Source organism: Vibrio sp. AH4, from assembly GCF_030710545.1.
Classification (GTDB): Bacteria; Pseudomonadota; Gammaproteobacteria; order Enterobacterales; family Vibrionaceae; genus Vibrio; species Vibrio metoecus.
Genome location: NZ_JALAIV010000001.1, coordinates 2,200,204 through 2,226,334, shown reverse-complemented (window position 1 = coordinate 2,226,334; position 26,131 = coordinate 2,200,204). Strand labels below are relative to the sequence as shown.

At 47.0% G+C, this 26,131-nt stretch carries 21 protein-coding genes and 1 pseudogene; 9 read left to right on the top strand and 13 right to left on the bottom strand.

Translation table 11 applies throughout. The features are described 5' to 3' along the window. Positions 1–33: 33 nt before the first annotated feature. The 3 genes from mglC to mglB all read right to left on the bottom strand — a co-directional run bounded on the left by mglC (position 34) and on the right by mglB (position 3,695). Positions 34–1,041, bottom strand: coding sequence for a galactose/methyl galactoside ABC transporter permease MglC (gene mglC / locus MKA69_RS10430; protein ID WP_000340260.1), 1,008 nt, complete (start codon positions 1,039–1,041; stop codon positions 34–36). A gap of 10 nt (positions 1,042–1,051) precedes the next feature. Next, positions 1,052–2,560 carry a galactose/methyl galactoside ABC transporter ATP-binding protein MglA gene (mglA, locus tag MKA69_RS10425; RefSeq protein WP_001935003.1) on the bottom strand — a complete coding sequence of 503 codons (1,509 nt, stop codon included), beginning with the start codon at positions 2,558–2,560 and terminating at the stop codon, positions 1,052–1,054. A 160-nt stretch (positions 2,561–2,720) separates the two neighbouring features. Next, the gene (mglB, locus tag MKA69_RS10420; protein ID WP_305847973.1) at positions 2,721–3,695 is read right to left on the bottom strand and encodes a galactose/glucose ABC transporter substrate-binding protein MglB; all 975 of its coding nucleotides are present in this window, start codon (positions 3,693–3,695) and stop codon (positions 2,721–2,723) included. A 596-nt stretch (positions 3,696–4,291) separates the two neighbouring features. Between mglB and MKA69_RS10415 the strand changes: the two genes are divergently transcribed. Further along, positions 4,292–4,744 carry a NifB/NifX family molybdenum-iron cluster-binding protein gene (locus MKA69_RS10415; protein WP_000990060.1) on the top strand — a complete coding sequence of 151 codons (453 nt, stop codon included), beginning with the start codon at positions 4,292–4,294 and terminating at the stop codon, positions 4,742–4,744. Then, positions 4,744–4,950 carry a (Na+)-NQR maturation NqrM gene (gene nqrM, locus MKA69_RS10410; RefSeq protein WP_055027139.1) on the top strand — a complete coding sequence of 69 codons (207 nt, stop codon included), beginning with the start codon at positions 4,744–4,746 and terminating at the stop codon, positions 4,948–4,950. Before MKA69_RS10415 ends, nqrM begins: the two co-directional genes overlap by 1 nt. A 39-nt stretch (positions 4,951–4,989) precedes the next feature. Here nqrM and MKA69_RS10405 read toward each other — a convergent pair whose 3' ends face one another. Beyond that, positions 4,990–8,049 (bottom strand): transglycosylase domain-containing protein, encoded by a 3,060-nt coding sequence (locus MKA69_RS10405; protein ID WP_055027140.1) that lies wholly within the window; start codon positions 8,047–8,049, stop codon positions 4,990–4,992. Positions 8,050–8,432: 383 nt separating this feature from the next. On the opposite strand from MKA69_RS10405, the gene carR reads away from it, so the two are divergent. From carR to MKA69_RS10385, 4 genes and pseudogenes are all read left to right on the top strand, one after another. Next, positions 8,433–9,134 carry a response regulator transcription factor CarR gene (gene carR / locus MKA69_RS10400; RefSeq protein ID WP_055028531.1) on the top strand — a complete coding sequence of 234 codons (702 nt, stop codon included), beginning with the start codon at positions 8,433–8,435 and terminating at the stop codon, positions 9,132–9,134. A gap of 25 nt (positions 9,135–9,159) precedes the next feature. Beyond that, entirely contained in the window at positions 9,160–10,458 is a 1,299-nt protein-coding gene (gene carS / locus MKA69_RS10395) for a histidine kinase CarS (RefSeq protein ID WP_055032715.1), read from the top strand. Positions 10,459–10,720: 262 nt separating this feature from the next. Then, positions 10,721–11,493, top strand: a pseudogene (gene ompV / locus MKA69_RS10390) (outer membrane protein OmpV). A gap of 80 nt (positions 11,494–11,573) precedes the next feature. After that, positions 11,574–12,491: a DUF535 family protein gene (locus MKA69_RS10385; RefSeq protein ID WP_055030775.1), complete on the top strand. Its 918-nt coding sequence runs from the start codon at positions 11,574–11,576 to the stop codon at positions 12,489–12,491. Positions 12,492–12,515: 24 nt separating this feature from the next. Here MKA69_RS10385 and MKA69_RS10380 read toward each other — a convergent pair whose 3' ends face one another. Genes MKA69_RS10380 through MKA69_RS10370 form a run of 3 tightly spaced genes read right to left on the bottom strand, consistent with a single transcriptional unit; the run spans position 12,516 to position 15,732 of the window. Beyond that, positions 12,516–12,992, bottom strand: a complete 477-nt coding sequence (locus MKA69_RS10380) for a response regulator (protein WP_055028535.1) — start codon at positions 12,990–12,992, stop codon at positions 12,516–12,518. Further along, on the bottom strand, positions 12,961–14,310 hold the full coding sequence (locus MKA69_RS10375) for a sensor histidine kinase (RefSeq protein ID WP_305847972.1): 1,350 nt from the start codon (positions 14,308–14,310) through the stop codon (positions 12,961–12,963). Before MKA69_RS10375 ends, MKA69_RS10380 begins: the two co-directional genes overlap by 32 nt. Positions 14,311–14,319: 9 nt before the next feature. After that, a complete protein-coding gene (locus MKA69_RS10370) occupies positions 14,320–15,732 on the bottom strand; it encodes a DASS family sodium-coupled anion symporter (RefSeq protein ID WP_032469887.1) in 1,413 nt (470 codons plus the stop codon). A gap of 393 nt (positions 15,733–16,125) precedes the next feature. On the opposite strand from MKA69_RS10370, the gene MKA69_RS10365 reads away from it, so the two are divergent. The 3 genes from MKA69_RS10365 to MKA69_RS10355 all read left to right on the top strand — a co-directional run bounded on the left by MKA69_RS10365 (position 16,126) and on the right by MKA69_RS10355 (position 20,191). Beyond that, the gene (locus tag MKA69_RS10365; RefSeq protein WP_305847971.1) at positions 16,126–17,757 is read left to right on the top strand and encodes a methyl-accepting chemotaxis protein; all 1,632 of its coding nucleotides are present in this window, start codon (positions 16,126–16,128) and stop codon (positions 17,755–17,757) included. A 201-nt stretch (positions 17,758–17,958) separates the two neighbouring features. Next, positions 17,959–19,182, top strand: a complete 1,224-nt coding sequence (gene alr, locus MKA69_RS10360; RefSeq protein WP_000545513.1) for an alanine racemase — start codon at positions 17,959–17,961, stop codon at positions 19,180–19,182. 130 nt (positions 19,183–19,312) lie between these two features. Then, positions 19,313–20,191, top strand: a complete 879-nt coding sequence (locus tag MKA69_RS10355; RefSeq protein ID WP_001142125.1) for a DMT family transporter — start codon at positions 19,313–19,315, stop codon at positions 20,189–20,191. 88 nt (positions 20,192–20,279) lie between these two features. Here MKA69_RS10355 and MKA69_RS10350 read toward each other — a convergent pair whose 3' ends face one another. The 6 genes from MKA69_RS10350 to MKA69_RS10325 all read right to left on the bottom strand — a co-directional run bounded on the left by MKA69_RS10350 (position 20,280) and on the right by MKA69_RS10325 (position 25,972). Continuing rightward, positions 20,280–20,753, bottom strand: a complete 474-nt coding sequence (locus tag MKA69_RS10350; RefSeq protein WP_055028537.1) for a DUF2947 domain-containing protein — start codon at positions 20,751–20,753, stop codon at positions 20,280–20,282. 9 nt (positions 20,754–20,762) lie between these two features. Further along, the gene (locus MKA69_RS10345; RefSeq protein ID WP_000003983.1) at positions 20,763–21,353 is read right to left on the bottom strand and encodes an HD domain-containing protein; all 591 of its coding nucleotides are present in this window, start codon (positions 21,351–21,353) and stop codon (positions 20,763–20,765) included. Between the two features lie 2 nt (positions 21,354–21,355). Continuing rightward, positions 21,356–21,931 (bottom strand): ribosomal protein S5-alanine N-acetyltransferase, encoded by a 576-nt coding sequence (rimJ, locus tag MKA69_RS10340; protein WP_001013820.1) that lies wholly within the window; start codon positions 21,929–21,931, stop codon positions 21,356–21,358. Beyond that, the gene (gene tyrR, locus MKA69_RS10335; RefSeq protein ID WP_055028764.1) at positions 21,931–23,472 is read right to left on the bottom strand and encodes a transcriptional regulator TyrR; all 1,542 of its coding nucleotides are present in this window, start codon (positions 23,470–23,472) and stop codon (positions 21,931–21,933) included. Before tyrR ends, rimJ begins: the two co-directional genes overlap by 1 nt. Positions 23,473–23,585: 113 nt before the next feature. Beyond that, entirely contained in the window at positions 23,586–24,602 is a 1,017-nt protein-coding gene (locus tag MKA69_RS10330; protein ID WP_055032718.1) for a YcjF family protein, read from the bottom strand. Then, positions 24,599–25,972, bottom strand: coding sequence for a YcjX family protein (locus MKA69_RS10325; RefSeq protein WP_305847970.1), 1,374 nt, complete (start codon positions 25,970–25,972; stop codon positions 24,599–24,601). Before MKA69_RS10325 ends, MKA69_RS10330 begins: the two co-directional genes overlap by 4 nt. Positions 25,973–26,131 lie beyond the last annotated feature (159 nt).

Sequence of the window (26,131 nt, the reverse complement as noted above, 5' to 3'; positions counted from 1 at the left end):
TCAGGCCTTAAAACATGCAAATCTACAATCCGATTATTTCTTATTCGCGTATTTCATGGAGTCCAACGCGACCGCGAAGATAATAATCGAACCTTTAATGATGTACTGCCAGTAAGGGCTAACGCCGATGTAGGTCATACCGTAGTTGATTACGGTGAAGATCAGTACCCCGGTCACTACCCCAGCAATACTCCCCACACCACCAGCGAATGAGACACCGCCCACCACACACGCTGCAATCGCATCCAACTCATACAGGAAACCTAAGTTGTTGGTTGCACTACCAATTCGTCCCGCTTCTAGCATACCGCCAAAGGCATAGAACACACCGGAAAGCGCATACACTTTAAGCAGTGTGAGTGGCACGTTAACACCAGAAACTTTCGCCGCTTCTGGGTTACCACCAACCGCAAAAATATTTTTGCCAAACACGGTTTTATTCCACAACACCCACATGAAAATGATCGCAATAATGGCGTAGAAAGTGATGTAAGAGAACCGGAAATCACCAATGCGGATAAAGCCTTGGGTAAAGGTACTAAAGCGTTCATCGAAACCCGCAATCGGTGATGCACCGACCGAATCGTAGTACAGCGAGTTAATGCCGTAGACGATGATCATCGTACCCAACGTCGCGATAAAGGGGGTTACTTTGAGGTAAGCCACAATCACACCGTTCACCAAACCGATAATCGCACCAATCAAGCAAACGCTGATAATGACCGCAAGAATAGGAATTTCACCCAAACTTGGGAACACTTTGTTCACGTTATCCATCGATTGTAGCAAAGTGGCCGAAATCACCGCCGCCAAACCCACTTGACGCCCTGCGGATAAGTCGGTGCCTTGGGTCACGATCAAACCCGCCACACCCAGTGCAATAATCACGCGTACTGAAGATTGAGTCAGGATGTTACTGAGGTTACGTAAGCTAAGAAATGAGGGCTCTTGAATCACAATAACCGCAAGCAGAATAAACAGCACTGCGTAGATTGCGCCCTCTTTTAAATGTTTAATTGCATATGATTTGACAGCATCCATAGTCATTTCCTTAGAGGTATCGAGAGGCCAGCTCTAAAATTTCGTTCTGAGAGGTTTCTTTAGTGTTCACAATGCCCGCATTGCGGCCGTTGCTCATCACCATGATCCGGTCGGTAATACCGAGTAATTCCGGCATCTCAGAGGAAATAATGATGATGCCTTTGTCTTTCTTCGCCAGCTCTAGGATCAGCTGGTAAATTTCGTATTTTGCGCCCACATCAATACCGCGAGTGGGTTCATCCAACATCAAAATCTCGGGTTGAGTCAGTAGCCAGCGTCCAATGATGACTTTTTGCTGGTTTCCGCCCGAAAGTGAGCCAATGCTAGTTTGGTGTGACGGCGTTTTTACCCGCATCGAGTCAATCACCCACTGCGTGTCGCTTTTCATTTTCTTGTCGCTGAGTAGGCCGTAAGGCGTTTTGTATTCATCGACATTGGCGACTAACGAGTTAAAGGTGATGTCCAGATTGGAATAAATCCCCGTTGAGCGACGCTCTTCAGTCACCAACGCGAAACCGTTGCCAATCGCTTCATGGGCATCATGGTTTTTCATTTCACGTCCATGCAGTAACACATGCCCAGCACTGCGTTCACGAACCCCGAAAATGGTTTCCACAATATCCGTACGACGCGAACCAACCAGACCCGCCACGCCCAAGATCTCTCCAGCACGTAGTTCAAACGAAATGTCTTGAATCGACGGTTGGTTGAGTGCGGTAAGGTTTTTCACCTCAAGAATGATATTTTTGGGTTCGTTACTTTTTTCAGGGAAACGCTGGGTCAGTTCACGGCCAACCATCATCGAAATGATCTTGTCCATGTCCAAACCTTTTAATGGACGAGTATCCACCCACTGACCATCACGTAAAATGGTGATTTCATCGCAGATAGAAAAGATTTCTTCCATTTTGTGCGAGATGTACACCACTCCACAGCCTTTCTCTTTGAGCTTTTTGATAATGGTGAAGAGATGATTTACTTCTTTTTCGGTCAAGGATGAGGTCGGCTCATCCATGATCACCACTTTCGCGTCGTAGGAAAACGCTTTGGCGATTTCAAGCATTTGCATTTGTGAAACCGACAAAGTGGCAACTTTAACTCTCGGATCGATATCAATATCGAGTTCGGCAAAAATCGCTTTGGTATCACGATACATCTTATCGTGATCGACAAAAAAACCTTTGGTTGGATAACGGCCAAGCCAAATGTTATCCATCACCGAGCACTGTTTTACTTGGTTCAACTCTTGGTGAACCATTGAGACACCGGATTCCAGCGCCTCTTTTGATGAGGAAAAATTCACATGCTGGCCAAGAAAAATGATATCGCCCTCATCTTTCTCATAAATACCAAATAAGCATTTCAGCAAGGTAGATTTACCTGCGCCGTTTTCACCCATCAAGGCGTGAACAGAATGCGGACGCACTTTTAAATTCACCTTATCAAGGGCTTTCACCCCCGGGAATTCTTTACTCACCCCTGTCATTTCTAACAGGAATTCATGTGTTTGATTGACCATGGCATCACTTTTATTATGCAAAAATTCAGACAACCCATATCAATGCGTGGTACACACGGCGTGATATCTCTGTGCGGCAAACCCGACGGTCTGACGCTGAATCTTTAGATGTTGCGAAAGAGCGAAGAGGAGAAGTAGCCTTCTCCTCATCTCGCCAAGGTTACTCGACGTTATTGATGTCAACGCCAACATAAGGTACGCGAACGACTTTATTCTCAATGGTCCATTGAGTGCCTTCCGCAGCAGGCTTACCATTCGCTAGGTTACGTGCCAATTCGAATGTCGCTTTTGCTTGGTTTTGCGCATCGTTCAACACAGTACCCGCCATGTCACCGGATTTGATGAGAGCCAAAGCTTCCGCCAGAGCATCTACACCAAATACTGGGATTTTTTGGCCTGCGCCGCGCAGAGCTTCAATCGCCCCCATCGCCATGCCATCGTTGTTGGCAATCACAACTTCGATTTTGCTGCCGTTCGGGCCAGAGAGCCACGCGTCCATCTTATCTTTGGCCATCGCGGTATCCCACATGCCAGTATCCATGTGCAGTTCTTGAGTTTTGATGCCGTTGTCGTTAATGGTTTTCACAGAGTAAGTAGTACGCGCTTCCGCATCTGGGTGGCCTGGTTCGCCTTTCAGCATAACGTATTGCAGTACACCATCGCCGTTTTTATCCCACGCCGGGCTTGCTTTCCATTGTGCTGAGATCAAATCACCTTGAATGATGCCAGACTCTTTCGAATCCGTACCTACGTAGTAAGCTTTGTCGTAACTTGCCATCGCGTCCGCTGAAGGTTCTTTGTTGTAAAACACCACAGGTACGTTGTCGATTTTGGCTTTCTGGATGATGGTAGATGCCGCAGCTGGGTCAACAAGGTTGATTGCCAGAGCTTGAACACCACGTGCCAACATAACGTCGACTTGGTCGTTTTGCATCGACTGGCTATTTTGCGAGTCATTCATCAGGATACGTGTGTTGCTATCCGCCGCCGCTTCCTTCTCAATGGCTTGGCGAACAACAGACATGAAGTTATCGTCGTATTTATAGATGGTAAAGCCAATGGTGGTATCTGCCAGAGCCTGTGTACCAAACCCCATACCCGCAGAAAGCATTGCTAAAACAGTTAACTTTCTCATTGAACAAGTCCTATTTGTTGTTTTGTATTACATGTGTAGGGAACAACGTTCATTCAGCCTTTTGCACAATGCTTAACTTGCACAATCAGTGAAAACGTTTACTCAAGAGTATAGTTTTAAAAAACACAATTAATGTGAACCAGTTAAAAAAATGTTCCTCAAACAACAATGGCGTAACCATTTGTTTAAATACTTTGAAGTAAATAACAAATTCCACCTATTTTCCCTGAATTCACCTTGCTCACTTAGTCTCATAGTCATTCACATTGATAGAATCAATGTGATAACGTTTACACTAAGTCGTGCGTCATCATTCAAAGCCACACTCTGTGATTGATAAAAAGTATAGACGTTGTTTTTTAAGATGATGATTAAAAAACCAATCTCATGAAATACCAAGCTCTCTACTAAAGGCTTCCCTTCCAGCCATAATATGAATCAAGTCTATTATTCTTTTACTATTCACAGCCTTACCATTGACCTCAACATGAACCAAAATAACAAACGAGGTGGCAGATAAGTTTGCAAAAATCATTATTGGCATATGCCATTAATGAGGACAAAATAACGACGTCATCTCATGTCGGAGAACAAAAATGATGTATGCAATCCCTAGCCGCCAAGGTCAACCTTTTAACCACTTCGCGAAAGCCCCCTCTTTTGCTCTGATCGATTCCTCTTATCAACAGCCGCCAATTGAGTTAGCGATCACGCACAACTCCACCACCTCTTGTGGCAAGAAAACCAAAATCTTAGAGCAGTTCCAGCGATATCAGGTTGAGGCCGTGGTGGTTCGGCAGATTGGGCAATCCATGCTGCAAGCCTTGTTTAACGCAGGAATTCGTGTCTATGCTTTACCTAGAGGGGCGACTTTCGATAATTTAGTGTTAGAGCAACTTCAACCCATCACCGAATTGAGTTACGGCAAATCTTCTCCGAATAAAGCTCACGTTTGTGCGCATCGCCAAGGCACTAAAACTGCGCTTAAGTTGTCCAAACCAAACCACAGCGGTTTTTCAATCAAACGATTATGGAAGGGAGAAAAGTAATGACGTATTTACTGGCTTTCGGAGTGTTTGTTCTGTTTGCCCTTTTGATGACATTAGGTGTCATGGCTAAGCGAAAACCCATCCAAGGCAGTTGTGGGGGGCTCGCAAATGTGGGGGTAGATAAGGTGTGTAATTGTGAAACTACATGCGACACGCATCAGCACAAGCTTTATCAAATCTCTGAACCAGAAGATAAAAATAATTAAGGCAGGAATTCACCTGCCTTAATTTCCGAATAGCTCGATTTATTGTTTGAGCGCGGGTCGGCACTCTTGTTCATCTGGTGCAAGGTATGGCGATAAAATCGGAGCCATCCCCTTAAGAACTTGCACAGGTAACGCCGAGGTAAAGGTGAACTTCTCAGAATCACTCCCCGCGACATAGGCGGTTAATGTACCGAAGTGACGCTCTCCTAGGTAAAACACGAAAGTGGCGGTTCGGTTACGTGCTTGAGACTGCACTACAGTACCGATGCGGTTCACCGTTTGTAAGCGGTTGTCACCGGTTCCGGTTTTCCCCCCCATCACAATTGGCGTACCATCAGGCAGCTTGAACACACCGGAGATCCGTCTTGCTGTACCACTGTCCACGACTTGAGATAATGCACCACGTAAAGCACGCGCAACCTCAACAGGAAGCACTCTCACCCCTGTGGTTTCCACTGGAGCAAATTCGGTTTCGAAAGGTGTCCCTTGTGCAAAATGTAAGTGATTGATGCGTTTGGTCGGAACTCGTACCCCATCGTTCAAAATAATCCCCATTAGTTCAGACAAAGCCGCAGGGCGATCTCCCGAACTTCCTAGCGCAGTCGCTAAAGAAGGTACTAAGTGATCAAATGGATAACCTAAGCGCTGCCAACTTTGGTGGATATCTAAAAATGCCTCCACTTCAAGCATGGTACGCACTCGGCTATCGCGCGCATTACGGTGGCGTGTTTTAAATAGCCAGCCATACACTTCTTGCCGTCTATCACTGCTCGCCTCAACGACATCACTAAAGGAAGCTTGACCATGTTCGTTCAAATACCCTAATAACCACAGTTCTAGCGGATGAACCCGAGCAATATAGCCTTGGTCAGGTAACGAATACTTACCACGGCCATACTTGTTATACAGTTTTTCAAGCTGCTTATTGGTAATTTTGTCGCGTGTTGCACTCGGCAACTTGTCATCCATAAAACGCATGAACTCATTGATGGAGGCATCCGGCAACAAATAGCGATGCACTGCCGCTAATCGATCTGAACTTGGCTTGAGCCCTTCTAGAAGCGTCGCCATACGTTCATCCACTGTTTTGTCTTTATATTTGCGCCAGAATCTCAGCAAATAAGCTCGCCCTTCTTTATCAGCAAATTGACGCAGATACTCTTTACGGCGAGGGTCATTATCATCACGCAGCAATTGCGCACGGTAGCCTTCGCTGTACAACGTATAACGTTCAATATCCTGCATTAAACGCACGAAAGGTAAGTTAATCGATTCACGTAGCGCATCACGCAGCGTTGGGATCCGGTCATCATCTTCTTTACGGAAGTTATTAAACGTGTGCAGCCCACCACCGGTAAAGAAACGTTCATTGGGATCGGCCGAGTACTGACGATCCAAAGCCGCTTCCAACATGGTCGATAGATCGCGTTTCGGACTCACTAAAAGCCAATCGAGCGCCCATTGACTTAAGTCATCTTGCGCTTCAATCGCATGATGACGCAGCTCAGCCATCGGCATATCACGATACTTGTTGTGTAGCTTCGCGATAATTTCTAGGTAGTTGGTTAACACACGAAGTTTGGCGGTAGAACCCAGCTCAAGTTTACTGCCTTCATTGAGGTCAAAAGGTTGGTTGGTATTATCCGTTTGTACCCGAACTTTAAACCCTTCATCACTGCGTTCAAAAAGCGTAAAGCTGTAGCGTACATCCGCCGTTTTTTCGGCGGCAAGTAAGCGATATCCAAGAATGCCCATCTCAGCGGCAAACTCAGGATTCGCCAGTTTCTGCAAATAGCGGGTAACTTCATTTTGTAATTCGAAGTTGAGGGTTGTCGATGCACTCAGATCCATTCGATCCAGATCATACAGACTAACCCCTAACTGGCGGCTAAGATGCGTTCGTGCCGCCAACAAACCTTTATTGGTATTGATTCTGACCAGTGCGGGTTGGCGTACAAAGTCGCGGAACTGCAAATTCGCATTCAGCGCAGCATTCATCAAGGACTGCGAAATCATTTTCTCGCGGTAGAAAAGTCGTAAGTGGCTATCGGTTAATGTCGCGAGATCAGCTCGTCCCTGCACCGCAAGATAATAAGAGGGACGGCGGTGAGCAATCATCAGCGCCACGACCTGACGCAAAGCCAAACCCTGTTCAGCTAAATCCGCAGAATGATTAAGACGGCTATCTAGCAGTTGATTCACTCGTTCAGGATCAGCGGCAAACCATACCCACAAACCATCACCTAAACCGTGAACTTCTCCATAACCGGGGGCGGCGGATAATGGCACTGAGTTCAAGTATGCCCAAACCACCAGCTTGCGCGCTTCTAACGTATTCGCACCTAATCGATATGCCCGCACACTCGCAGAAACCATCTGCCGAATTTTTTCTTGCGGGCTGTACGTCAAACCATCTTCTGAATGACGATATTTCTCAACTTGGGTCGCCAGAGTACTCCCCCCTGCAGAAGGAGAATCAAGATCCAGAGCTTTACCCACTTGCGTCAATGCCGCTTTAAAAAAGCGTGGCCAATCCACCGCGGGGTTAACCAAAGGATTTTTCTCACTGAGCAAGTCGCGGTTTTCGATAAACAGCAGTGACTGCACAATGAGGTCAGGGATCGTATTAAACTCGGAATAGTGATGACCAGGGTAACGGAACTGGTAAACCGGCTCAGCGCGACAATCCATTAAGGTTAATCCCGCTTGTACTTTCTCCGTATAAGGCACAAACAAACTCGACTGAGCATAGCGGTAAAGCTCATCAGAAAAACGAACTTGTTGTCGAATCGCAAAACCACGTTGCAATAACCGCTCTTGAATGCTCGGTAAAGCCACATAGCCCAAACGTTGATCGAAAGGACCATAACTTGGGAACGTGATTTTATCACTCGGCCCTGGTTCAACTTGATAGGTCAGCCCTGCCGCGTACCGACTGATTTCACGCGATTGCAGAGTGGACGTTTCCATTTCATGAAACAGGGCGGCTCCCGCTGCCGTACCCGCGATAAGTACGATAAAAAGCCAGAATCGTGGTTTGTTTTTTTGTGCGCGTCGACGCTTTTTTAACACGCGCCGAGGAATAGAGTCAGATGCCACTTAATTGAATCCGTTTAATCACTGAGAGTGTCGCCACCGGGCAACAAGAAGAAGTCATCGTTAAACGATGATAATGGTACAGAAGTGTAAAGAAGTTACCGAATTTAGCGAACAGCATTTTCTTATCTGATTGAAATCGTCCCTGATGTATTTGCAACGACATCAGCACACTAAGCATGGCGCACATCATTGCATAATGCCGATCACGTGAAAAGTACCCATCACAAGAAAAAATACTTGTCATGCCACAGTTACAGAATCCTGTTAGGTAACTATTCATATTTCTGACAAAAACAAACAGAAATATTGGTTTTACCTATGAGCTTTTCGGTTAGTATTGGTCGTTTGTTCCTTGATGGATAAACCACAAATACGAGGTCCCCATGTCTAACCAACCCAGTCTCTACATTATCGAAGACGATAGTAAACTTCGCGAAATGTTGGCCGAGTACATGACCACTCAAGGCTTCCAAGTCACTACATTTGCTACTGGTGAAACCGCGCCAGAACAAATTTTACTCAACCAACCCGATCTGGTGCTGCTCGACCTCATGTTACCGGGTGAAAATGGCCTGACAATTTGTAGACAGATCCGCGCTCAATTTCTCGGTAAGATTTTAATGCTTACCGCCAGTGATGATGATTTTGATCATGTCGCCGCACTTGAAATGGGTGCTGACGACTTCGTGAATAAACCGATCAAACCGAGAGTGCTTTTAGCCAGAATCCGAATGCTGATGCGTCGGGAAGAACGAGCCACCAGCTCGGATGCTACCCATCTATTACAATTTGGTGATCTAGTGCTGAATCAAAGTCGGCGCAGTTGTGAATTAGAGGGAGAGGTGATCAATTTATCCGACAGTGAATTCGATTTGCTGTGGTTACTGGCCTCTTCTGCCGATCAAGTGGTGTCACGCGAGTTTTTGACTAAAGCGCTGCGAGGCATTGAATACGATGGGTTGGATCGCACTGTGGACAACAAGATCGTCACGCTACGTAAAAGGTTGTGTGACGATTCTAGCACGCCCAAACGCATCATCACCGTACGCGGTAAGGGTTATTTGTTTGTGCCTGACACTTGGTAATGCCAAGCGGATTTAAAGGAAACCTATGCGCCGTATTTACATCGAGTCGCTCGTCTCGCTGATCGTGCTTTTTTTTGGCAGTTTAGTCAGTTACAGCGTGATTGTTTATGAGTTAGATACTGATTATGACTATGTACTAGAAGACTTTCAGGCCGAAGGCTTACACACCTTATTAAGCCAGATAGCTCAATTAGATAGCCCACAAGCGGCCGATACCGCACTGCGTGACTATGCTCAGCACATCCATAAAACGCTCTCTGAGGTAGCACTCACAGAGCTCCCAACAGAGGTGCAAAAGCATTTTACTCAACCCATCGCGCACGCTCCGATCTATCATGATGATGACCGGAATTTATGGCTACAATTGGACTCTAATGAGCAGATTTATCTTCTCAAACCAGATAGTCACTCCCCCGTCTATCAAGCCATAGATCGTGCCGATAGCCTACTTTGGGTATTTATGCTCGGTGGTTTTGCGCTCTACTGTATGTTTTTGATTTGGTTTCTAAGCCGTCGTTTACGTGAATTGGAGCAAGTCACCCACGACTTTGCTAACGGCGACTTGCAAGCTAGAGCGAGTACCAAAAGCAGTAAAAGCGTTGGAAAACTTAACCACAGCTTTAACTTGATGGCAGATAAAATCTCACACCTGATCCTAAGTAATAAAGCACTCACCAATGCGATAGCGCATGATTTACGTACCCCTATTTTTCGCATCCAGTGGCAGGCCGAAGTATTAGCCGAAAGCCAGTTAAGTGACAAACAGCACCAGCAAATTGCCAGTATTATTGAAGATACTGAAGAAATGGAAACCATGGTCGATGAACTGCTGTATTACGCCAAGCTAGAGCACCCAGAGAGCGAAATTCAAAGCCAAGGTTTAGAAGCCAATCAATGGCTCGCCGCTTTCATTGATGAACAAAGCCATAAAAGTACATTACAAATCCAGTATCTCCCCTCTTTACAACCGCTGTACTTGGACGCCGATCCACAGCTCCTTTCACGCGCTTTAATTAATCTGATCCGTAATGCAGAAAAATATGCTGGCGATCGATTACTGATCGAAGCCAGCAGCCATGATGGAAAACTGTGTATCGCCGTGCATGACAATGGACCTGGGATTGAGGAAGGGCATTGGCCGCATATTTTTGATGCGTTCTACAGTACCGATTCCGCACGTAACAAAGCACAATCGGGATTTGGATTGGGCCTTGCGATAGTGAAACAGATCATGGTGCGTCACCAAGGAGAAGTAACACTCACCAAAAGCCCACTGGGTGGCGCTTGCTTCTCTCTTTGGTTACCTTTACACGCAGCGGATTAATTTCCCGACTTACCTTCAACAGCGCCTTTGGTCATAACATATTGCCACTCCATCACCACAATACGTCAGTTCATCGGATAACGATGGGCTGACATTCAACCGTTCAGCACCCAATAACATAAGAGTGTCTACTTTCCATGACCTTGTTTCCGAGGCGCCTGACAAAAGTCCGACATTCCCATACAAACTCTTGATATTGTCCTCGCCAGCGATTTTGTACAGTGTTCATATCCAAGCATAAGCTCTTAAATGGAAGGACATCATGAAAAAAATCGCATTACTCATCACAACATCGCTCATTGCAGGTCACGCTTTTGCAGCGCAAACGTATATCCGAAACGGCAATATTTACACTAACGAAGGACAATGGGTTGCTGAAGCAGGTGGTTTGGCAGTAGCGACCTACTGAAAGACCAAGACCGATCTTACGGTGCACTTCTTAACTTTGGTTACCACGGTGAAGATTTTAATGCCGATCTGGCGGGTATTAACTACCGCTTCTTTGGCCAAACAGGCGATGTGATCAATCTCGGTACTTACCTCACCGGCAGTGGTGTGGCTTATGACCAAGATTCTGCCAAAAGTGTTAAAGGAATGGATAAACGCAAAGCCACGGTTGATCTGGGTTTAAATGCGGATATCGCTCTGGGCGATGGAACTGTCTCCACCTACTTCCAGCATGATGTTCTCAACGAAAACAAAGGCTACAAAACCGGAGTGAACTACTTCCATATCATCGATTTAGGTGTAGCCGACCTTGTACCTTTCGCAGGCATCAGTTATCAAAGTTCCGCTTACAACAACTACTATTTCGGTGTGAAAGAGAAAGAAGCCAACGCGCAGCGCAAGGCCTACCATGCCGGTGGCGATTTCTCTTACAGCCTAGGTTACAAACTGGTCTACCCAATTAACGATCGTTGGGAAATTACCCAAACCAGTACCTATACCCGCTTAGGCTCTGATATCGCCGACTCTCCGATTGTCGAAAGTGCGAACCAATGGTTGGTTGGAGCCACCGTTGCCTACCACTTTTAATCCGCTTACAGGCAGGAGCATGCTGCTCCTGCCTGATTTTTCGCTTGCTCAGCTCCTAGTAATACCCAAACGGCTTGGATATGAACTCACGGATTCATTATTTAAAACATTTATCAACTCTCGCGGCTGAAATTTACCCCGATGTTCGAGGCATAAAAAAACTGCGTTATAACGCTCGCTTCTGCCTATGGGGAGTATTAATGCCTGAGACCTTAGCTCGTGTGCAAAACTTACTTAGCCAGCCCTCTTTTCACTCAGTACGCATGCACTACCCGCGCACGTTGGAAAAACCGCTAAAACCTTACGTTTGTGTGAAATGGTCTGCTCAAGAACGCGCTCAGCGTATGATTGAACATTTTGCCTTTTTGGAGAGGCGCCACGCTCAATTACTTCCACTCATTTATCGCCACCAAGGCTGGCAGTTATATCAGCATGAGCTGTTTTCAATCCAGCTTTGCCACGGGCCTGAGCGTGAAGGTTCTCTCGCATTAGTGTTGCTAAGCCACGATCAGCAACCTTTATTTACCCTTGCTTTTAATATCAGTGGTAAAGCCAAACCCGTTATCCATATTGGCGCCTTGCAAGGCCCGGGGCCAAATGTTGAACATCGTCAAGAAATCATTCGCCAACTAACGCATCAATTACATGGTTTGCGCCCTAAGGCATTGATTATGGAGGTTTTGCTGATTTTGGCTCGGTACTGGAAGATAGAGCAGGTTTACGGCGTTACCAATCATGGGCATGTTTATCAAGCCCTACGCTATGTGGGTTCAAAACGCAGCTCTGTGCGCTTTCAGTATTCTGAGTTATGGCAAGAAATGGGGGGAGAAGCGGTCAACGCTTACTGGCACACTTTACCTCTACAACCACCGCGTAAAGACCCGCTCAGTTTATCGAAAACCAAACGCCGTCTTTACACTAAACGCTATACGTGGCTAACCGAGCTTGAACAATCCATTCAAGCTTCGCTACAACCTTGGGATATTCCTCTTTACTGAAAGTATCGCCGTATTTTCCCGACACTATCCATGCAGTCGGGAAAGTACGATGGTAGAGTCAAGCTCGCTTTGCCACTCGGTGTAATCTAAACGCTTATCAAAGACATAGTGCGTCACTAAACTGCGTACACTATCGACCAATGTTTTGGCATTCCATGGTTTTTCAAAATAATGATGAATGCCCGCCGTGTTAATCGCATTAATCGTATCTGTGTGAGTCGCTTGCCCTGTCAGCAGAACTTTCTTGGTGTGTACAAAACGCGGATCTGCGCTAATTTCACTCAACAGTTCAACTCCACTTTTGCCGGGCATAACATGGTCAGAAATCACAACAGCAACACATTCACCTTGCGCATCTAGGTCATCCATCAGCTCTAGCGCTTCCGCTGCGGATTCACAATCTTCGATATTCAGCCAGCGACTCAGCGGTTCTAAGTCTTGGAGCACCGCACTCAATACTTCGCGTTGATCATCCACGCATATGATATTCATCTTCTCCATGGTATCCCTCAATTGGTAATTTGATCCTAAAAATGGTTTTGTCCTGATCGCTTTTTACCGCAACCGTTCCGCCATAGCCCGATACAATACGTTTCACAATGGCCAACCCAAGCCCTAAACCGAAAGAAAGCCCCTCTTTCTTGGTGGTGAAACTGGGTTGGAAAATTTTCCGCCGCGTCGCCTCATCAATTTCTGGCCCGTTGTTCGCAACCGTGATGTATAGCCGCTGGCGGCTACAACGGGTATGAATATCAATGGTGGGATCGGTCGTTTGCGCCATCGCATCACACGCATTCTTCACCAAGTTTATCCACACTTGCACCCACTCGGTCTGAGAGCCTTTGATGATAGGTAAGGTTCCGGGGCGCATACGAACAGAGACTCGACGTAAATCACTTTGCAATAAGGCTAATGCCCGATTGATGGTGCTGTTCAAGTCTACCTCTTCATCAAAATGAATCTCCGCACGACCGAGCTGTTTGACTGATTTGACAATCCCCACCGAGTGTTTAGCGGCTAACCTTAGATCGTGCAGATCTCGCCCCATTTGCCAGTAACGGATTGCCAAATGTGGGTTTCTCAACCAATGGGCCGAAAGTTCGTTCGCAGGAACCGCTCGCGCTAGCTCACGCGCAATATCTTTAGGTAGTTGGTACTGCTTCTCAAATAATGCACCACGCTCACGCGCCTCGCTCGACGATACCTTCTGTCCAAACAGTAAGCCGAAATCAAAGAACTGACTCGCCTCCGGATGCACCTCTTCAAGCAGCTCCATAAACAACGCTTCTAAGCGTTCGGTTTTACTGCTGACAACGCCTATCGCATTGTTGAGTTCGTGAGCTATCCCTGCGGCAAGCTGACCGAGTGTGGTCATCTGTTCGGCAGAATGCAGCCGTTCCAATGCACGCTCTTTGGCCACCGCCTCTTGTGTTGCTCTTCGCTGCCGCTGAGACAACTCCGCCACAATTACAGGCATAAACTGCGTACTCAGAGAGCCGTACTGTTCTACATCCTGCACCGGTGTATCACGATCAATCCACGCTAGCTCAACTTCACTGTCTGCAATCACGGTTGATGACGCCGTCCACAAACCGGAGAAAAAACTGTGCACCCCAATAAATGCACCGGGAGCAGCAGAAAACACTTTAATTCTGCGCTCCCCTTTTTCGGAAAAAAAACCCGATACATGGCCGCTTCTGAGGTAGTACAGCCGATCGTTATAGCCATTTTGCGCCAGCAAAATAGAACCCAAAGGAAGCGTAATCGTACGCTCAGGATGGTTAAAATAACGCTCAATAACTGCCGTAAGTTTGGCCATAACCTTTCCTTAATGACCAACCAGATTCAGGATCCACACCATCACGAAGCTCATCAGCACACCTAAAACCCCTAAAATAACCCCCACCTTCGCCATTTGTTGGCTTTGTACATTACCCGTAGCATGGGCGAGAGCATTCGGTGGAGTACTGATGGGGAGAGACATCCCCAACGAGGCGGCAAACGTCACCACTAGAATGAGGGTCACTTCACCACCGAGTGGGGTGAGAGAAGTCATTGATGCCCCTAATGCTGCCATGATCGGCATTAACAGGTTGGCAGTAGCGGTGTGTGACATAAAATTCGCCATCACCAAACAGAGCATTGATGCTCCAAAAATAACTACATAAGGCGAGTACTCACCAAATGGAATACTGCTCACCACCAATTCTGCTAATCCGGTTTTATCTAACGCTAACCCTAAAGCAATACCGCCAGACACTAACCACAACACATCCCATGAGATCATTTTTAAATCTTCTTTGCCAATAATTCCGGTCACGGAAAATACCGCCACAGGAATTAATGCCACCGAATATGAGTTCATGCCGTGCAATGATCCCAGCATCCACAATAAAATGGTCGCAGCAAACGTAATGTAAACAATGATCGCTTTAGGTGTTTTCAAAAACTTACCTTTAATACTCAGCTCAATGGTTTTCTGTTCAGCTCGATACATGGCTTCAATTAATAACCATGCAAGCGCCATCAAAATCACCACAAATGGAATACCAAATGCCATCCATTCTGCAAAAGTAATCAAGTTATCACCCACTAAATATTTCAGGGCAATCGCGTTGGGTGGCGTACCAATAGGCGTACCAATTCCACCGATATTTGCCGCAACAGGAATACACAGTGCAAAAGCAACACGACCTGGGTCTTTGGGGCCAAATACCGCAATCACTGGCGTTAAAATAGAGAGCATCATCGCGGTGGTCGCAGTGTTCGACATAAACATCGAAAAAATACCGGTGATCAACATCAAACCCAGCATCACGTACTTAGGATTATTACCAAACGGCTTGAGCAATACGCGAGCTAAATTCACATCAAGGCGGTATTTCGTTGCCGCCATTGCGAGGAAAAACCCTCCTAAAAACAGCATGATGATAGGGTTGGCAAAGGTCGCCATGATTTCGGTCGATTTGAGCAACGCTCCAAACTCGGTAGTACCTTCACCAAGCCGGAACAAAATAAATCCCTTATCTGACAGCATCAGCACTTCGAGCACGATAATGACGACTGATGTCGAGTAAATGGGGATGGGTTCAAAAACCCACAACAATGCAGCCAACAAGAAAATAGCAATAACCCGCTGTTGAATAATGGTTAATCCCTCAAATGGAAACGCTGTAGTCGGTAGCATTAACACCAAGAATGGGATCAACAACGGAATAATATATTTAAGATAAGGGCGCATCATGTTCACTCTTCCTGAGAATTGATTTTGTGTTTGGCGAGGAGAATGCACGCTATCGGAGCGGCAAGAGTTATTATTGATGCGTGGAAAAGAAATGTTTGGTGTTAGATCAATGATTAAAGTTTCTTAACTGAGCAATGCGCAAAAGTGAGTCACAGTTAACAAATAGCGCATCGAGCAACCGCGCTTTTGAATTACCCCAAAAGCAAAAAATAAATTTATCTGCGATTTCTGTAGCATTTGCTAACTTTATCTATAAGAGTCGTCAACTGACAATTGAGATGATAGTATGCGGCCAATTTTGGGACATACGTAACTTTCTAAACTTTGTCGCAGATAAGGATGTTGTGAGTCATGCGGCTTTAAATGACATCAATCAAAGGTAAAACATTCATGTTTCTAAAAAATTTGTCGATAGGCAAAAAAATTGCACTCTCTTTTTCGGTTATTGCAGTCATTAGCCTTGGATTTGCAATCTACCTCATCTCTGAGTTAGGTAAAATTCAATCCGAACTGCTTAATTACACCGATGACACTTTACCGGCAATGGAAAATGTCGATGCAATCAAAGACAAGATGTCTTACTGGCGTCGTACCCAGTTTGCAGTGTTGCCAATGAAAGATGCAGCGCAAGTTAAACAGACCATTGAGCGCAACAATCGCGTTCAAGCGGAAATCAATAACTCACTGCTCACCTACGGTAAAACCGTTTGGCCAGGTGAAGAAGAACAAACCTTTAAACGCCTAATGAGCAATTGGAATGCCTACACCGCGGTGACAGAAAAATTCAACCAAACCCTGTTAACCCAAGGCCCTGATGACGCTTACCCCATTTTGGCGAACTCCTTAAATACCTTTGAAGCGTTAGAGAGTGATTTTGCAAAACTGATCGGCATTTTGCGCCAAGCGATGGATAACAATAAATCGCAGATTTTAGGCTCTGTCAAAACACTGAAATCAACGTCTGTGGTCAGCAATATTGCTATCTTGGCGATTATGGTCGTAATGACACTCGTGCTGACACGCTTGATCTGTGGACCGTTGGCGATCGTCATGAAACAAGCCAATGCGATTGCTAAAGGAGACCTGTCGCAAAACATGGATCGTCAAGCGATTGGCCACGATGAACTTGGTACTTTGGCCGATGCTTCAGAGCTCATGCAACAAAACCTGCGCCAGCTTATCGATGAAATTATCTCAGCCGTGACTCAGTTAAGCAGTGCGGTAGAAGAAATGACGCAGATTTCGAATCAATCTGCTGATGGTATGAAAGAGCAGCAATACCAAATCACTCAAGTTGCAACGGCAATGACGGAAATGAAAGCCGCCGTTGCGGATGTAGCGCGCAATACTGAAGACTCTGCCAGCCAAGCGATGGCAGCCAATGGTAAATCGCAAGAAGGTGCGCGTGAGAATGCCTCAATGGTTCGCTCAATCCAACAAGTTGCCGATATTATCGGTGAAGCGGGCGAAACCGTGAGTGAACTTGAGCAGCAATCGAGCCAAATCAACGTGGTGGTCGATGTGATCCGCAGTATTGCCGATCAAACCAACCTGCTGGCACTTAACGCTGCGATTGAAGCGGCTCGCGCCGGTGAATCTGGACGTGGTTTTGCCGTGGTAGCCGATGAAGTTCGTACCTTGGCGGGACGCACACAAGACTCAACCGGTGAAATCACCACCATCATTGAGAAACTGCAAGTGATGGCTAAACAGGCCAAAGATGCCACAGAACGCTCACGATCTAGCATTGATAAGTGTGTAGAACAAGGCAACCACTCGCAATCACTCATGGTTTCGATTGAAGAGTCGATTGCCACCATTGCAGACGTCGGTACGCAAATCGCGAGCGCCTGTAGTGAACAAGACTCGGTAGCCGATGAACTGAGCCGTAATGTGGAAAACATTCATTTGGCGTCACAAGAAGTGGCTCAAGGTTCACAACAAACCGCACAGGCATGTCGTGAACTGAGTCAGCTCGCTGTGTCTCTGCAAGACACGCTACGCCGATTTAAGATTCGTTAAGATCCCACGCCTCCGACATCGGGGGCGTTTTTTCTCTATCCCTGAATAACTTGGCGTTGCAGGTCAGCGGCCAGTAACTGGTCAATTTGTCAGAAACAGATTTGCACAGTTATAGGCTAGCCTTGGGCAAATGAACCACGTCGACCGCTCTGCTGCATCAAGCAAAGGGGATAGTCATCAATGATAACAACAGGAGATATCATGCACTTTAAAGCCACGCTGCTTTCTCTTTCTATTGCAGCCACTTTGCCTTCTTTCTCTCTCTCTGCTGCACCATTACAAATTGATACCGTGTTACCGGATGCTGCGCAAATTCAGCAGAGTAATTCATGGTTGGAAGTCAGCTTAGGACAATTCCAAAGTAATATTGAGCAATTCAAGTCTCACATGAGTAGCGATACCAAGATCTGCGCCATCATGAAGGCAGACGCTTATGGCAACGGTATTCGTGGTTTAATGCCTACGATTATCGCGCAAGGCATTCCATGTGTTGGCGTAGCAAGCAATGCGGAAGCGCGTGCAGTACGTGAAAGTGGGTTTAAAGGCGAACTCATGCGTGTTCGCTCAGCGAGTTTGAGTGAAATGTCTGCGGTATTAGACCTTAACATCGAAGAGCTGATTGGCACTCACCAACAAGCGATGGAACTGGCTGATTTAGCGAAAAAAACCGGTAAGACTATCAAGGTTCATATGGCGCTCAACGATGGTGGCATGGGTCGCAACGGCATCGACATGACCACGGAAGCCGGCAAGAAAGAAGCCCTCTCGATCGCCACACAGCCATCATTGAACATCGTGGGCATGATGACTCACTTCCCGAACTACAATGCGGATGAAGTGCGCACTAAACTGGCTAAATTCAAAGAAAGCTCAGCTTGGTTAATCGAGCAATCCAATCTAAAACGTGAAGACATCACGCTGCACGTGGCAAACTCTTATACCGCTTTGAACGTACCAGAAGCACAACTGGACATGGTTCGCCCAGGTGGTGTGTTGTACGGCGATTTGCCAACCAACCCTGAATACCCATCGATTGTCTCGTTCAAAACCCGTGTGGCGTCTTTGCACCATGTTCCAAAAGGTTCAACCGTCGGCTATGACAGCACCTTTACCACCAGCCGTGACAGTGTGCTGGCTAACCTCCCTGTCGGTTATTCCGATGGTTACCCACGAAAAATGGGCAACAAAGCGGATGTACTGGTCAACGGCCAACGCGCCAAAGTGGTGGGTGTGACCTCTATGAACACGACCGTGGTTGACGTTACCGATATTAAAGGCGTACTCCCAGGCCAAGAAGTTGCACTTTATGGCCAACAGCAAAAACAAAGCATTGCCGTCAGTGAAATGGAGAATAACGCTGAGCTGATTTTCCCTGAGCTGTACACTCTATGGGGTAACAGCAACCCACGTTTCTACGTGAAGTAAGCGGATTTCACTTAGCTGTGCTTCTCAATAGAAGCCAAGAAATTGAGGTGGGCTCACTATGCCCACCTATCTCCACCCCGCTTTTTACGGCATAATCGCTCGGCACTTTCTGCTGAGTTTTTAATTATTTATGCCAACAATAAAATCCCCTTTACTCATTGCTATTCTTTGTTTGCTTGCCGCGATGGTCACCATTCAGTCTGGTGCTTCTATTGCGAAACAACTGTTTCCTCTCGTCGGCCCTGGTGGCACTGTCGCGCTGCGGATTAGTCTCTCGGCACTGATTTTAATGCTGATTTTCCGCCCATGGCGGGCGCGTCTAAGTTGGCCACAATGGCGATCAATGATCATCTATGGCGCAAGTTTAGGCGGTATGCAGCTCAGCTTTTACTTTGCTATCGAACGTATTCCTCTTGGGATTGGTGTCGCACTAGAATTTTCTGGCCCACTATTGCTCGCGTTATTGTCTTCTAAACGTAAGAAAGACTTGGTTTGGGTAGCATTGGCTATCTTTGGCATTATTTTCTTGTTGCCAGATATGAATGGGGTCGATGCGTTAGATCCGATTGGCATCGCTTTGGCATTGACTGCTGGCGGTTTTTGGGCCGGATACATCTGGTTTGGGCAACGTGCTGGCAGCGTAGGATCGGGAGGCATCACAGTCTCAATCGGCATGCTTGTCGCTGCGGTCATTTATTTTCCGATTGCAACCCAATTAGCTGAGGCGTCAATTTTTAGCTGGTCGATTCTACCGATGGCACTGCTGGTTGCCGTGATGTCTAGCGCCCTACCTTATAGTTTAGAGATGGCCGCGTTAAGCCGACTTTCCACACAGCATTTCAGTGTTTTGATGAGCCTTGAACCGGCAATCGCAGCAATGGCAGGATTGGCGATTTTAGGCGAAACACTACAGTGGACTCAATGGCTGGCAATTTTCATGATCATTACAGCATCGATGGGTTCGACGCTTTCGGCAGCTAAAACCTCCACCAAGGTTACACAGGAATAACGCCTCAGAGTTCAACGAAAAGAGAACAATCCCACCGCTAAAAAGAGGGTATAGAGATAATTGAAAAATCCGGCCTAAGCCGGATTTTTTATGGGCGCTGCCCGAGTTTCACTTTACCTTCACTACTGAACCAGAGCGCTTCTTTGCGACGGCGACCAAGCAAAAATGGGCCATCATCGTAAAACAGGAAGTTTTTCCAATGGCGCTTAAATACTGACCATTTGGTTTCCAGTACGTTGTATTTTTCGTAACAGAAATACACCGTCACATCATCTTGCCAAGGCAGATGGGCCGACAATGCTTCAGGCAGATCGGGGTCATCACTTTCCCATTCTGCCATCCAGCTCGTTTCATCTGACCAGTTATTGGCTTTACGTGGCCAGTCTTGTGAGCTCAAGCGCTCAGCGTCAGGACTTGTCGCACTGATGTTCTCTTTCCAAAACTGTGCTGCGCGTAGTGGCTCCATCGGTTTTATCTGAGCCAGATCGGCTTCAGGAACAGGCATTGAGGCATGGGTAAAAATCCATTTTCTTTGGTATTGATCCAAAGGCAAATAAGACATTGAGTTTCCTTAAACTTTCAGCCAGCCATTTTGGCTTGCTTGTTCAATAATATGTTGGGCGTATTCCCAAAGCGTTTGGGAGCCCTTTTCGATTTTGCGATTCACGGTCAGGGCTTGCTCACGAGTGACCCCATGCTCTTGCCAACTTTGGCCTTGATTGTGGTAGTTCAACAGCATTGGGATTAAGCGATCCAACGCTTTGGCAAAACGCGCTTCTGCACTCTGCGCCGCTTCAAATTCTTGCCAAATCGCCAATAAGGCATCGCCTTGTTCTTTCGGCAGCATACCAAACAAACGGAGGGCGGCTTGCCACTCTTTCTCTTCCTGCTCAGCAGAAGCGGCGGAATCGTACACGAAGGTGTCGCCAGCATCAATTTCCACTACATCATGCAGCAAAAGCATCGTCAGAACTTTTTGTATATCGACCGCTTCGTTTGCGTACTCTTGTAGCAAAATCGCCATCAACGCGACATGCCAGCTATGTTCAGCACTGTTTTCTAAACGTCCTTCAGCACTTTTTACTCGCGTGCGACGTAACACCGACTTCAAACGGTCAAGTTCCATCAACAGGTTCATCTGCTGAGCTAAGCGTTCCGACATTTCTATTCCTGCCAATTCGGATTGATCAGTGCAGTGAGGTTATGATCTTCCCACTTACCGTTAATCAGAAGGTAGTCTTTGGCATGCCCCTCAAGCACAAAACCCACTCGCTTGAGCACATTTTCACTGCGTTTATTGTGCGGCATGTACGAGGCCATAATACGGTGTAAGTTATGCTCACTGAACATGTGTTGGCAAGCCATCGTTAACGCTCGGGTCATGGTGCCTTTCCCTTGCGCATCAAACCCCAGAGAGTACCCAACATTGCAGGCATAAAAGGGGAACCGGATAATATTGCTAAACGAGATGGTGCCTAACATGGCATCATTTTGCGCATCCAAAATCAGGAGATAGTACCCGAGCTTCATTTTGTGCAATTCATTGAGCTTAATCAGCCTTTGCAGCCAGCCAGACTCAGTAAAAAACTCCGCTTCGCGTTTCGGCTCCCATTCTATCAAGTGGCTTCGGTTATCCACAAAATACTGACTCAAGCGTTCAGCGTCAGTGATTTGTGCGCAGCGCACGACAATTTCACCATCGCTTTGATAGAAGCGGCATTCGCTGTTTAGTCCGTTCATCAGCGCTTCCTTATTCCATAATCCCTCAGCTTATTCGCGATCGACGTGTGAGAAACATTCAGTCTTTTCGCTAACTTACGACTGGAAGGAAAGGATTGGAACAGACGATCCAACACTTGTGATTCGTATTCCTTCATGATGTCGTCGAGCGAACCATCAAGGTTGATGCTAGGGGCAGAGCTCACACTGTCAACTTGCGGCAAGTGGAACGGCTCAATACCCAATACATCCCCATCAATTTCAGTTAAGGCGCGCAACACCATATTGTCCAGTTGGCGCATATTACCCGGCCATTGGTATTGGCTGAGTTTATCCAACACATCATCACTCAATTTCGGCTTCATCATGCCAAGTTTATTGCAATGTTTGGTGATGAAGAGTTCGAGTAGTGGCTGCACATCACTCGGGCGCTCACGCAAAGGGGGGATCCGCAGCGTCAACACATTCAGCCGATAAAACAAGTCTTCTCGGAAACGGCGTGATTCGGCCAAATCCGCTAAGTTATGGCGCGTGGAGGCAATAACACGCACATCCACGTGGATTTCATGTTCTTCCCCGACACGACGGAAAGTGCCATCTTGCAAAAAGCGCAGCAGCTTGATTTGCAAATGTGGGCTCATTTCACCAATTTCATCGAGAAATACGGTGCCACCATTAGCTTGTTCAAAGATGCCTTTATGACCTTGTTGATGGTTAAAGGAGCCCGGCGCATGGCCAAACAATTCGGTTTCTGCCACGTCATCCGGCATCGAAGCACAACTCAGAACCAGAAATGGTGCAGAAGAACGATCCGAGCGGTTATGGCAAGCTTTAGCCAGCATCTCTTTACCCGTACCCGTTTCACCTTCAATCAGCAGTGGTTGATCGAGCATGGCGAGTTTTTTCGCTTGGCTGATTAGGCTTTTGTGCCGATTCGAAACCCCAACAAAATGCTCAAACCCTAAATGACTCTGTAGCGGGATCTGCGTGATGCTGCTCAGCCCTGTTGTCGCAGCACGTAACATCATCATCGCACTGGCTAAGGTCGATTGCTTAGAATCGCCAGAGATGTAGACCGGCATGATCTCCATGACATAATCCAGCCCATCCAACACCACATCTTCACGTAAGCGTGATTTGCTGCCTTCCATCCAACGTGTGAAGTTAAATACTGGCATCAAGGCCGAGATTTGCTGACCAATCATGCTTGATTCTTCACGATTGAACAATGCGGCAGCAGCGTGGTTAGCCATATCCACCGCACCTTTCAAATTGATCGCCAACACTGCGTCGGGTAAGTTGTTGAGCAGAGAAATCAGTTCGGTGTTGTGCCGTTCAATCGGCATAAACTGGATTTTCCGAACATCTTTTACCCCAGGAATACGGCGAATTTCCGCCATCAATTCACTGAACGTTTCAAAATCAATATCGGGGCAGTTGAGATAAATAATTCCGATCACATCGATTTCGATCCCTCGTAGATCGATGCTTTTAGAGGCGAGAATATCCAGCAACTCGCGAGTCAGACCTAACCGGTCTTCACAGAGGACTTCAAGACGCACTTTAGTGGGATCCTGTTTGAAAGTGTCACGAAAAGTTGACAGTAGTTTCGCCCAAGCCCAGATCGGCGTCAAGCGATCCGTGATGACGGATCGCCATTTCCGAGACTGAATGGCTATTTCGCTATCAAGGCTGCGACTTTGCTCACCACTTGCTTGCGTACCGCACTCAGTTTGAGTTGACGGTCGGGGTGCCATGGTAGTGGACGCAACAACCCCACCGCTTTAATACCCAAGCGCGCCGTGAGAATGCCCACCCCCACGCCTTGCCCTGCGCGAGCGGAAACGCGCCCTGCTAAGTCCATGGAAAACAGATCAACGCTCGCATCCACAGCCAACTCACTTGCTCCCGCTAACGCCATATTCACCAATACGGCTTTAAACAACTTTACCCGCGACCAATAACCCAATTCAACGCCATACACTTTTGCCAGTTGATCCACCATGGAAAAGTTACGCCAAGCCACCAATAACATATCGGCAATCGCGAGTGGGCTAATCGCCACTAACGCGGCCGCTTCTGTAGCATAACGAGTGACAATTTGGCTGGCCTGTTTATCTTGCTCAGCCACTACCAACGCATCATACAAGTCGAGAATTTCAGCATCACTGTGGCTGCTATTCAGCGCAGATTGCCAACGCTGGTAACCCTCTTTATCCACCAAACCTTCTTTAGCGATCTGTTGACAAAAGGCTTGCCCCTGCCCTACGGCATCGAGGTCCATCAAGGTTTGAGCTTGCTCTTGCACACTAAAGTGCTGGCGCAAGCGGCGCAGTTTCCACAATTCTTTGCCGATCGCGCCTAAACCCAATGTCGCCAAAGCACTCACAAACCCGGCCCAACCTAGGCTAAGCCAATCTGCGTTTTGAATGGCTTGCAGCACGCTATCAACCGCCTGCCACGCCACCAAACCACTGAATGCGGCAAACAAGCCACCAGCAAACCATTTACGCCCTCGACTCGGACGAATAATGGTATCTATTTGTGCTTCCAATGCTTCCGACGGTTCTTCCACATTCATCGGCACAAATTTCTCTTGTGCGCTGAACTGCTGCTGAGCTGTGAAAGTCGGAGTTTCAATGCTGCCTTGCAGCGGCTCGCTGAAAATCTGTTTGGTTTTGAGGTCGCTCATCGCAATTTATCTCCAATCAGAATATCGAGGGCTTTATCCACTCGAATGTGCTGACACGGCTCATCACTGGCTGTAGGCAGCGGACGAAACGCCGTGAAATCGAACGATTGTCGTTGCCAGTAATCAGGTTCTGGCAATTTGCGCGGCACTTCACCGGGGAATAGCGTGATCGATTCCCCCGTCATGATCACTCCTTGAATCGCCGCAACCTTGCTCTCGCCTTGCATAATGTAGCCCGATTGAGTGGCGCGCACCGAAGCCATACTGATGCAGTTCATTTCAATATTTTCATACGCTGCCTGTTGCCATGCCGGATGGATCATCTGTTGCAGCAGAGAAACCATGTTAACGTGCTGTTCTGGCGTAACGTGATCCGCTTTGGTGGCAGCAAACAACACTTTATCGATTTTCGGCGCAAATAGACGACTAAGTAACCCACTGCGACCATAACGGAAACTTTGCATGATCTGCTCAAGAGCACTGCGCATATCCAAAAACGATTCATGCCCCACATTGAGTGGCGACAAGCAGTCCACCAGCACTATTTGGCGATCAAATGTGGCGAAATAATCCTTATAGAAAGCTTTCACTACCTTATTTTGATATTCCTGATAGCGCGCTTGCAGTAATGCGTAATAGCTCTGTTTGCTGACCGAATCATGCGGTGCATGGCATGGGAAAAATTGCAGCACAGGCGCACCTTCTAACTCACCGGGCAACACAAATCGCCCCGGCTGAACCCAATGTAGGCCATTGGCTTTGCATTGATGTAGATAGTCGGTATAACACGCGGCAATCTCCGCCAAGGTTTGCTCATTGGCCTCTTGGTGAAGGTTAAGCTGCGCCACAGCGTCACACCACGGCTTGGCGAGGTCTTTACGTAAACCATGCAGCGCATTGAACTGCTGCGCCGACCACGTGGCGTAATCCATCTCTAAAAGTGGCAAATCAAGTAACCACTCTCCCGGATAATCGATGATATCGAGATACAACGTGGCACAGCTGGTAAATAATTTCTTACTGCGTTTTTGCGGTTTGTATTTGATTGCTAAGCGAATTTCACTCACATCTCGCGTCGGAACAGGCCATTGTGCGGGGTTACTTTGCAGTTGAACCATCGCTTCATCATAAGCAAAGCGTGGCACCATCATATTACTTTGTGGTACGCGCTTGGCACCAATCAAACGCTGCTCTCGCCCTGCTGCTAAAAGCGGCAAGTTTTGATGAGTGGAGGTGTGCAACAACTGGTTGACCAGTGAAGTAATGAAAGCGGTTTTGCCCGCTCTAGAAAGCCCCGTCACGGCCAGTCGCACATGAGAATCCATACCTCGATGGATAAAATCGCTCATTTCTTGACGAATTCGCTGCATTTTTTACTCCAGATTGGGATTTATTCTCATCGTACTTGAAATGGGAATCTCTCGTACGATAGAGATGACACAGCTTAATAAACTCAAGCTTAATGTGAGATGAATAGGCCCCAACTTATGTTTGTGGCAAAGACAGAGTAGGATCGTTGTCGAAGGTTT

What these genes read in the sequence shown, in the direction of transcription:
- alr (WP_000545513.1), top strand. Translation starts at nt 17,959, where the DNA reads ATGCACTTTAAAGCCACGCTGCTTTCTCTTTCTATTGCAGCCACTTTG.
- MKA69_RS10365 (WP_305847971.1), top strand. Translation starts at nt 16,126, where the DNA reads ATGTTTCTAAAAAATTTGTCGATAGGCAAAAAAATTGCACTCTCTTTT.
- MKA69_RS10375 (WP_305847972.1), bottom strand. Translation starts at nt 14,310, where the DNA reads ATGGCCAAACTTACGGCAGTTATTGAGCGTTATTTTAACCATCCTGAG.
- MKA69_RS10350 (WP_055028537.1), bottom strand. Translation starts at nt 20,753, where the DNA reads ATGTCTTATTTGCCTTTGGATCAATACCAAAGAAAATGGATTTTTACC.
- MKA69_RS10415 (WP_000990060.1), top strand. Translation starts at nt 4,292, where the DNA reads ATGATGTATGCAATCCCTAGCCGCCAAGGTCAACCTTTTAACCACTTC.
- mglC (WP_000340260.1), bottom strand. Translation starts at nt 1,041, where the DNA reads ATGGATGCTGTCAAATCATATGCAATTAAACATTTAAAAGAGGGCGCA.
- MKA69_RS10330 (WP_055032718.1), bottom strand. Translation starts at nt 24,602, where the DNA reads ATGAGCGACCTCAAAACCAAACAGATTTTCAGCGAGCCGCTGCAAGGC.
- carS (WP_055032715.1), top strand. Translation starts at nt 9,160, where the DNA reads ATGCGCCGTATTTACATCGAGTCGCTCGTCTCGCTGATCGTGCTTTTT.
- mglB (WP_305847973.1), bottom strand. Translation starts at nt 3,695, where the DNA reads ATGAGAAAGTTAACTGTTTTAGCAATGCTTTCTGCGGGTATGGGGTTT.
- MKA69_RS10325 (WP_305847970.1), bottom strand. Translation starts at nt 25,972, where the DNA reads ATGCAGCGAATTCGTCAAGAAATGAGCGATTTTATCCATCGAGGTATG.
- MKA69_RS10355 (WP_001142125.1), top strand. Translation starts at nt 19,313, where the DNA reads ATGCCAACAATAAAATCCCCTTTACTCATTGCTATTCTTTGTTTGCTT.
- carR (WP_055028531.1), top strand. Translation starts at nt 8,433, where the DNA reads ATGTCTAACCAACCCAGTCTCTACATTATCGAAGACGATAGTAAACTT.
- mglA (WP_001935003.1), bottom strand. Translation starts at nt 2,560, where the DNA reads ATGGTCAATCAAACACATGAATTCCTGTTAGAAATGACAGGGGTGAGT.
- nqrM (WP_055027139.1), top strand. Translation starts at nt 4,744, where the DNA reads ATGACGTATTTACTGGCTTTCGGAGTGTTTGTTCTGTTTGCCCTTTTG.
- rimJ (WP_001013820.1), bottom strand. Translation starts at nt 21,931, where the DNA reads ATGAACGGACTAAACAGCGAATGCCGCTTCTATCAAAGCGATGGTGAA.
- MKA69_RS10345 (WP_000003983.1), bottom strand. Translation starts at nt 21,353, where the DNA reads ATGTCGGAACGCTTAGCTCAGCAGATGAACCTGTTGATGGAACTTGAC.
- MKA69_RS10385 (WP_055030775.1), top strand. Translation starts at nt 11,574, where the DNA reads ATGAACTCACGGATTCATTATTTAAAACATTTATCAACTCTCGCGGCT.
- MKA69_RS10380 (WP_055028535.1), bottom strand. Translation starts at nt 12,992, where the DNA reads ATGGAGAAGATGAATATCATATGCGTGGATGATCAACGCGAAGTATTG.
- MKA69_RS10370 (WP_032469887.1), bottom strand. Translation starts at nt 15,732, where the DNA reads ATGCGCCCTTATCTTAAATATATTATTCCGTTGTTGATCCCATTCTTG.